Annotated in this window: 7 protein-coding genes; 1 reads left to right on the top strand and 6 read right to left on the bottom strand. The window is 75.5% G+C overall.

Features of this window, described 5'->3' with window-relative positions; genetic code table 11:
* Positions 1-54 precede the first annotated feature (54 nt).
* Positions 55-945 (bottom strand): RDD family protein, encoded by an 891-nt coding sequence (locus tag AB0H64_RS38645; RefSeq protein ID WP_357635037.1) that lies wholly within the window; start codon positions 943-945, stop codon positions 55-57.
* A 51-nt stretch (positions 946-996) separates the two neighbouring features.
* Here AB0H64_RS38645 and AB0H64_RS38640 point away from each other — a divergent pair, with 51 nt between their 5' ends.
* On the top strand, positions 997-1989 hold the full coding sequence (locus tag AB0H64_RS38640; RefSeq protein ID WP_357635034.1) for a stage II sporulation protein M: 993 nt from the start codon (positions 997-999) through the stop codon (positions 1987-1989).
* Between the two features lie 36 nt (positions 1990-2025).
* On the opposite strand, the gene AB0H64_RS38635 is transcribed toward AB0H64_RS38640, so the two are convergent.
* From AB0H64_RS38635 to AB0H64_RS38615, 5 genes are read right to left on the bottom strand one after another with little or no spacing between them, the layout of a single operon-like run.
* On the bottom strand, positions 2026-3399 hold the full coding sequence (locus AB0H64_RS38635; protein ID WP_357635031.1) for a DUF58 domain-containing protein: 1374 nt from the start codon (positions 3397-3399) through the stop codon (positions 2026-2028).
* Positions 3399-4355: a MoxR family ATPase gene (locus tag AB0H64_RS38630; RefSeq protein WP_357635042.1), complete on the bottom strand. Its 957-nt coding sequence runs from the start codon at positions 4353-4355 to the stop codon at positions 3399-3401. The genes AB0H64_RS38635 and AB0H64_RS38630 overlap by 1 nt, the downstream gene beginning before the upstream one ends.
* A 13-nt stretch (positions 4356-4368) precedes the next feature.
* Positions 4369-5598 (bottom strand): DUF4350 domain-containing protein, encoded by a 1230-nt coding sequence (locus AB0H64_RS38625; RefSeq protein ID WP_357635028.1) that lies wholly within the window; start codon positions 5596-5598, stop codon positions 4369-4371.
* Positions 5595-6224, bottom strand: coding sequence for a DUF4129 domain-containing protein (locus AB0H64_RS38620; protein WP_357635025.1), 630 nt, complete (start codon positions 6222-6224; stop codon positions 5595-5597). The genes AB0H64_RS38625 and AB0H64_RS38620 overlap by 4 nt, the downstream gene beginning before the upstream one ends.
* 11 nt (positions 6225-6235) lie before the next feature.
* Positions 6236-7531: a glycerophosphoryl diester phosphodiesterase membrane domain-containing protein gene (locus AB0H64_RS38615; protein WP_357635022.1), complete on the bottom strand. Its 1296-nt coding sequence runs from the start codon at positions 7529-7531 to the stop codon at positions 6236-6238.
* Positions 7532-7743 lie beyond the last annotated feature (212 nt).

Raw genomic sequence — 7743 nt, 5'->3', positions numbered from 1 at the left:
AACCATTTCCAACCCGACCCCGTCATCCCTCACACTCCATGACGCGCCTGGAGTTCATCCGTGTGCTCTTCCGATCTGGCCCCCCGGGGGCGGTCCGGCGGGCCCGCCGGACCAGGGCGGGGCCACCGGGCCGGGACGCGCGTCGGCCCCTGGCGGGGGGACCGGCCCGCCCGCCTGGACGCCGCCCGCCCGGACGCTCGCCTGGCGGGCGAGCCGGGCGGCGTCGCGTCGCCGCCGCTCGGCCAGCACGGCGCTCAGGTACGCGTGCGGCGGCACCCCCGCGGGCGCCGCGGGCGACACGTAGGCCGCCACCTGCGTCGCGATGCGCACCCCCATCTCGTGCCGTACGGCGGGCGAGAGGTCGTGCCAGCGCAGGAGGTACTGCCGGGCGGCCGTCGCCGCCTCCTCGGGCAGCTGTGACAGCTCCAGCCGCGCGGCCCAGGACGCCAGCGGCGGCGGCATGACGATGAGGTGCCCCTGGTCGCGCGGCCCCCGCTCGGCGATCACGATCGTGCCCGCGAAGACGTCGCCCAGCCGCTTGCCCCGCTGCGAGATCAGCGAGGAGATCAGCGCCGGCGCACCCGTGAACGCCCAGATCTCCACCATCCCCGCCAGCCCGCGGAACAGCGCCTGGCGGAACCGCTCGGGCCCCCCGTCGTCGCCCACCACCCGCAGGCCCATCGCCAGCTTGCCGAGGCTGCGCCCCCGCGTGACCGACTCGAAGATCACCGGATAGCCGACCATCACCAGCACCATGAACACGATCATGACGGCGGCGATCATCGCCGGATCGCTGACCAGCGCGAACGCCTGCACCGCGACGAGAGCGGCGATGAGCAGCGTCACCTGCACGACCATGTCGATGACGAGCGCCACCGCACGGGTCGGAAGCTGCGCCACCCGTACCTCGACGACGACGGCGTCCCCGGTCACGACCTCAGACATATGTGGAGCCTAACGGCAATGACCCGCTGATCGACCGGCCACAATGGTCGGGTGGACATCGACGCGTTCGTCACGGCGCACCGCCCCGCCTGGGACCGGCTCGAGCACCTCGTCAAGCACCGCTCGTCCCTGACCGGTGCCGAGGTGGACGAGCTGGTCGACCTCTACCAGCGGGTGTCCACCCACCTGTCGATCGTCCGCTCCTCCACGGCCGACGCGATGCTGGCGGGCCGCCTGTCGGCGCTGGTCGCCCGCGCCCGGTCGGCGGTCACCGGGGCGCACGCCCCCGCCTGGCGGGAGCTGGTGAGGTTCTTCACGGTGTCGTTCCCCGTCGTGGCCTACCGGGCACGGTGGTGGTGGCTGGCCACCGCCCTGGCGTTCGTGGCCGTGGGGTGGGTGATGGGCGCGTGGGTGGCCGGTGACCCGCAGGTGCAGGCCGCGATCGCGTCCCCGGAGGAGATCCGGCGGCTCGTCGAGCACGACTTCGCCGACTACTACTCCGAGAACCCGGCCGCGTCGTTCGCCGGCCGGGTGTGGATCAACAACGCGTGGGTGTCGGCGCAGGTCATCGTCTACGCCATCTTCCTCGGGCTGCCCATCCCGTACGTGCTGTGGACCAACGCGGCCAACGTCGCCGTCTCCGGCGGCCTCATGGCCTCGCGCGGCAAGCTGGACGTGTTCTTCGGCCTGATCATGCCGCACGGGCTGCTGGAGCTGACCGCGGTGTTCCTCGCGGCGGCGGTCGGCATGCGGCTGGGCTGGACGGTCGTCGACCCGGGGCCGCGCAGGCGCGCCGAGGCGCTGGCCGAGCAGGGGCGGGCGGTGATGGCCGTGGCGCTCGGGCTGGTCGTGGTGCTGTTCGTGTCGGGGCTGATCGAGGCGTTCGTCACCCCGTCGGGGCTGCCGACGTGGGGGCGGATCGCCATCGGGGTGCTCGCGGAGGTCGTGTTCCTCGCGTACGTGCTGGTGTTCGGGCGGCGGGCCGCCCGCCGCGACGAGACGGGCGACATCGAGCACGCCCCCGACGTCGCCCCCAGCGCCTGACGGCGGGCACGACGGTCCGGCATCCGGAAGCGGGTGCTACAGGCGACCGGCGGCCTTGAGCGCGAGGTAGGCGTCCGCCAGCGCGGGCGCGATGTCGTCCGGCGGCGCGTCCACCACCTCGACCCCGTGCCGGCGCAGGCGCGCGGTGATGCGCCGCCGGTCCAGCCGGGTGCGCTCGGCCGCCGCGGCGTCGTACACCTCCTCGGCCGTGCCCTTGCTCGCCGCCATGGCCGCCACCCGAGGGTCGGAGACGGCCGCGACCAGCACCAGGTGGCGCGAGGAGAGCTGCGGCAGTACCGGCATCAGGCCCTCGTCCAGCGCGGCCGCGTTGAGGTCGGTCAGCAGCACGACCAGGCAGCGCCGCTTGGCCCGCGCCAGGATCGCGGCCACCATGGCCTGCGAGTCGGCCTCGACCAGCTCGGCCTCGATCGGCGCCATCGCGTTGACCAGCGACGACAGCAGCTCGGTGCGGGAGGAGCCGGACACCCAGGCGCGCACGGCCCGGTCGTGGGCGAGGAAGTCCACCCGGTCGCCGGCGCGGGCGGCCAGCGCGGCGAGGAGCAGCGCCGCGTCCATCGACCAGTCGAGCCGCGGCCAGCCGGGCACCGGACGCGTGCCGGACCGGACCAGCGGCCCGCCGCCGTCCGCGGCGGCCCCGGCCAGCGGTATCGGCGCCTCGCCGACCCGGCCGGCCGAGGTGCGGCCGGTGTCGAGGACGATCAGCACCCGCCGGTCCCGCTCGGGGCGCCAGGTGCGCACCACGACGTCGTGGCGGCGCGCGGTGGCCCGCCAGTCGATCGAGCGCACGTCGTCGCCCACCACGTACTCGCGCAGCGAGTCGAACTCCGTGCCCTGCCCGCGCACGAGCGCCGGGTGCCGGCCCTCCAGCTCGCGGAGGCGGGCCAGCCGCGCCGGCAGGTGCTTGCGCGACAGGAACGGCGGCAGCACCCGCACCGCCCACGGCGAGCGGTGCCGTCCCTGGCGCGCGGCCAGCCCGAGGGGGCCGACGGAGCGCACGGTCACCGCCACGGACGCGCGGTCGCCGCGCCTGGTCGGGGTGAGCGTCACGGTGAGCCGGCGGCGCTCGCCGGGCGGCACGTCCAGCTCCATCACCCGCGGGGACGCCCCCGCCGAGGGCGGCCAGGCGTCGCGCAGCACGCCGCGGACCCGCCGGGAGCCCGGGTTCTCCACGACCAGCTCGACCGTGGCCCGCCGGCCGAGCCGCACCAGCGTCTCGCCGGAGCGGTGGAGGCGCAGAGGGCGCACGGAGCCGGCCAGCGCCAGGTCCACGAGGATCGCCGCGGCCAGCACGAGGCAGACCCCGGCCAGCGCCGCTCCCGGCCGCGGCGCCACCAGCACCACCACGACGCCGAGCGCGGCGACCAGCGCGGCGCGTCCCGTCAGAGCCATCAGCGCGGGACCGGGACCGAGGCCAGGATGCCGTCGAGCAGGCCGTCGGCGGTCGCCCCCTCCAGCTCCGCCTCGGGCCGCAGCTGCACCCGGTGCCGCAGCGCCGGCCGGGCCAGCGCCTTGACGTCGTCCGGCGTGACGTACGCGCGGCCCGACAGCCACGCCCAGGCGCGCGAGGCGGCCAGCAGCGCGGTCGCGCCGCGCGGCGAGACGCCGAGCTGGAGCGACGGCGAGTTACGGGTGGCGCGGGACACGTCCACGATGTAGCCGAGCACCTCCGGGGCGACGTGCACCCCCGCCACCGCCGCACGCCCGGCGGCCAGGTCGGCTGCCGTCGCCACGGGGCGCACGTGCGACAGGTCGCGCGGGTCGAAGCCGTGCGCGTGCCGCTCCAGCACCGCGATCTCCTGCTCGCGCGGCGGCAGCGGCACGGTCAGCTTGACCAGGAACCGGTCGAGCTGGGCCTCGGGGAGCTGATAGGTGCCCTCGTACTCGACGGGGTTCTGGGTGGCGCACACCACGAACGGGTCGGGCAGCCGGCGGGCGTCGCCCTCGACGCTGACCTGCCGCTCCTCCATGGCCTCCAGCAGCGCCGCCTGGGTCTTCGGCGGGGTGCGGTTGATCTCGTCGGCGAGCAGCAGGTTGGTGAACACCGGCCCCTCGCGGAACTCGAACTCCGCCGTCCTCGCGTCGTACACCAGGGAACCGGTCACGTCGCCCGGCATCAGGTCGGGCGTGAACTGCACCCGCTTGAACTCCAGGTCCAGGGCCGCGGCCAGCGTGCGGACCATGAGCGTCTTGGCGACGCCCGGCACGCCTTCGAGCAGCACGTGCCCCCGGCACAGCAGCGCGATCACCAGCCCGGTCACCACCGCGTCCTGGCCGACCACGGCCTTGGACACCTCCGCCCGCAGCGCCGCCAGCGCCTCGCGGGCCGCCTCACCGCGGGCCGCCATGCGGGTGGTCTCCTCAGTGTTCACCGACCGTCCTTTCGATGGAGTCCAGGTACTGGGCCAGGGCGACGAGCCCGGCGTCGTCGGCGGGCTCCGGCCCGTACAGCGCCGCCCCGACCTGCCGCGGATCGTGCCCGGTCCGTACGGCGACGGCCGCGACGACCTCGTGCCGGCCCGCGTCGGCCGTCAGCCCGAGCCGGGGCACGAGCCGGTCGATCGCGCCGGCCCGCAGCACGTCGGCCGCCCGGCCCCGGGCGCGCCTGGCCCGGTAGAGCCGTCCGCGCCCCTCGACCGTCTCGGCGGCCCGCACGACGACCGGCAGCCGCTCGGTCACCACCGGGCCGAGCCGCCTGCCCCGCCACAACGCGGTGACCAGGACGGCCACGACCGCCATGCCCACGGCCCACGGGACGCCGGGCGGCATCAGGTCGTAGACCGACTCGCCGGCGGGGCCGGCCAGTGTCTCGTCCGGCGGCGGCTCGACCAGCCAGGTCACGGCCTTGGCCGAGCCCAGCAGGTTGAGGGCGAGCGCCGCGTTGCCGTCCTCGGCCAGGCGCCGGTTGGTCATGAACTCGCCGCCGCCGACGACCGTGGTCGTGCCGCCCGCGTTGGGCAGGCTGACGAGGGTCCAGCCCGCGCCGCCGGCGACCGGGTAACAGCCGGTGGCGCCGCGCGGGGCGGTGAAGGCCGAGCCGCCCATGAAGGCGCTGCCCGCGGCCGTCGCGGCGGGCAGCGAGCACTCCGGCTCCCGCGAGCGTTCACGCGGGGCCTCGGCGGTGACGCGGACGCCGGGGGCGAGCAGGTCGACGCGGTGGACGTCGCCGACCACGACGCGGTCGCCGCGGATCGCCGCCAGCGCGGCCGGGTCGAGGACGAGGCTCGTGCCGGTGACCAGCAGCAGCCGGTCACCCTGCTGCGCCAGCTCCCGGGCCCGCGTCACCGAGTCCACCCGGTCCACGGTCACGCCGCGGTCGCGCAGCAGCTCGGCCAGCGCCTTGGAGCCGTCGAGGGAGGTGTCGTCGGGGTCGAACCGGCGCGACGGGCCTTCGCCGCCGCCGATGGCCACGCTCAGGACCGCCGCCGCCACGATGATCAGGCCGAGCAGCACCGCCCACCGGCTCGCGCGCCAGGCGGAGCGGACGGTCGGCGAGGTGGACGACGACTCCCCGGCCCGGGCGGGCCCCGTGCCGGAACCGGTCGGCTCGCCTGACTGACCGTCGACATGTTGAAGTCGGGGGGCGCTCATGCCGGTGCTCCCAGGGGAGCGGGCCTGGCCTGGCGGAGGCGCTCGTCGAGGTCGCGCATGGCCGCGTACGCCTCGGGGGTGCCGGTCACGCCGCCGTACGTCACGTCGTCGAATGAGCGCGCGGCGGCGGCCAGGTCGGCGGCGAAGCCCGGCAGCGCCCGGCCCGCCTCCTCCGCCAGCTCGTCGGCCGTGCGGCCGGGCTGCCCGTCGACCAGCGCGCGCGCCTCCAGGTCGCGGGCGATCGCGCGCAGCCGCTCCCGGATCGCCTCGCCGTGGCGGCCCTCGGCGGCGGCGCGCTCGGCCGCCTCCCGGTGCTCGGCGGCGGTCATCACCCGCTCGCCGAACACGCCCGGCAGGGCCCGCGCGTTCTCGCGCGCGGCGCGCCGCAGCCGCCAGGCGCCCAGCGCGACCAGCGCGACGAGGACCAGCGTGATGAGGACGGCCGCGATGACGCCCCCGGTGGTGCCGCCGCCGGTCACCGCGTCCATGAGGTCCTCCACGAACTGGAGGAAGCGGCGGTAGACCACGTCGATCAGCGACTCGTGGGCGTACGCGGGCCCGGAGAGCTCCTCGGCGGCCCGGCGGGCCGCCTCGTCCCTGCCGATCGGGCTCCCGGAGAGGATCACGGGCGGGAGGCTCACGGCCGCGGCGTGCCGGTGGGACGCCACAGGTCGTCCGCCGACGCGTGCACCCAGCCCTGCCGCTGCTGCTCGACGGCCGCGGTCTGCAGGACGAGGTCGAACGCCTCGCTGCGCATGCGGCGGTCGGCGTACAGCAGGCCCGCGACGCCGGCCTCGATCGGGTAGCTGATCATCGCGCCCAGCGTGCCGCCGACGGCGATGAGCACCGCCGCCACGATCGCCGAGCCCGCGCCGCTGCCGAGGACGCCCAGCACCGTGCCGACCATGGTGAACGGCACCTGCAGGATGCTCGCGACCACGCCCACGATCAGGGAGGTGAGCAGCAGGATGCCGAACACGCGCCAGAAGTCGCCGCGCACGAGCTCCCAGGAGCGCCGCAGGGCGGCGACCGGGCCCAGCCCCTCCAGGACGACGGCCGGGGACGCCAGCCCGAAGACGGTGCGGAAGTACAACGCGTACGCCAGGTACAGGACGACCATCAGGAGCACGACGCCGACCAGGCCGCCCTCGGAGAGGGACCCGGTGCCGGCCAGCGCCCAGAGGATCAGGCCGAAGACGAGGAGGGGGACGACCATGACGATCGCCAGCAGGGCCACCATGCCGAAGAGCGCGGGCACGCGCCCCCGGGTCAGCCGCCACGCCTCGCCCGCGGTGATGGAGCCGCCGAAGACGGCCCGGCCGAGGATGCGCGTCAGCACGCCGGTCAGGATCGTCACGACCACGAAGCTGACGGCCAGCGAGACGAGCGTGCCGCCGTACTGGGCGAGGAAGTCGTCGTACAGGCCGGTCGCGCCGACGGCCGACGGGTCGGTGAACGAGTCGCGGATGGACGTGCGCATCGAGCCGAGCAGGAACGCCTGGCCCACGGCGACCGGCACGGAGGCCAGCAGCGCGGCGACCGCGGACAGGCCGAGGACGGCCTTGGGGTTGGAGCGGACCAGCTTGATGGCGCCGTCGAGGATGTCGCCGAGCCGCAGCGGGCGCAGCGGGATGATGCCGGGCCGCGGGGCCGCCGGGGGCGCGTAGCCGTAGCCCTGGGGCCCGTATCCCTGCGGTCCGTGGCCCTGGGACCCGTACCCGTGGGCCTGGCCGCCCGGCGGCTGCGGGGGATGGGCCGTGTACGGAGAGTGAGCGGCCTGCTGGTGGGGAGTCTCCGGGCCGTCGCCGTGCGGAGCTCCCGGGGCGGAGCCGGGGGCGGTCCACGGCGAAGGCTGCGGAGCGCCGTAGGGTGGGGGCTGCTCGGCCGCCCAGCCTGGTGGCGTCTCGGGTGAGGGGCCGTGACCGTCAGACATATCCCAATCCTGGCACGCTGGGGGACGCCATGGTGTCGGGGAGGGCTTTCGGTGCGTACTTGCCCGCATTCGCGGGTGATTCAAGCGGGGTGATCTCGCCGAGGGATGGCAGAAAGGCGGTCGGTTACCGCAGACTGAGATGGCGATCGTGGTGCGAGTCTAAAATTCGTCATTTGAAGGTCTCGTGTCCCACACATGAGCCGACCAAGGGT

The organism is Nonomuraea sp. NPDC050733 (assembly GCF_040654215.1).
GTDB lineage: Bacteria > Actinomycetota > Actinomycetes > Streptosporangiales > Streptosporangiaceae > Nonomuraea.
This window is presented reverse-complemented; position numbering and strand designations above follow the sequence as displayed.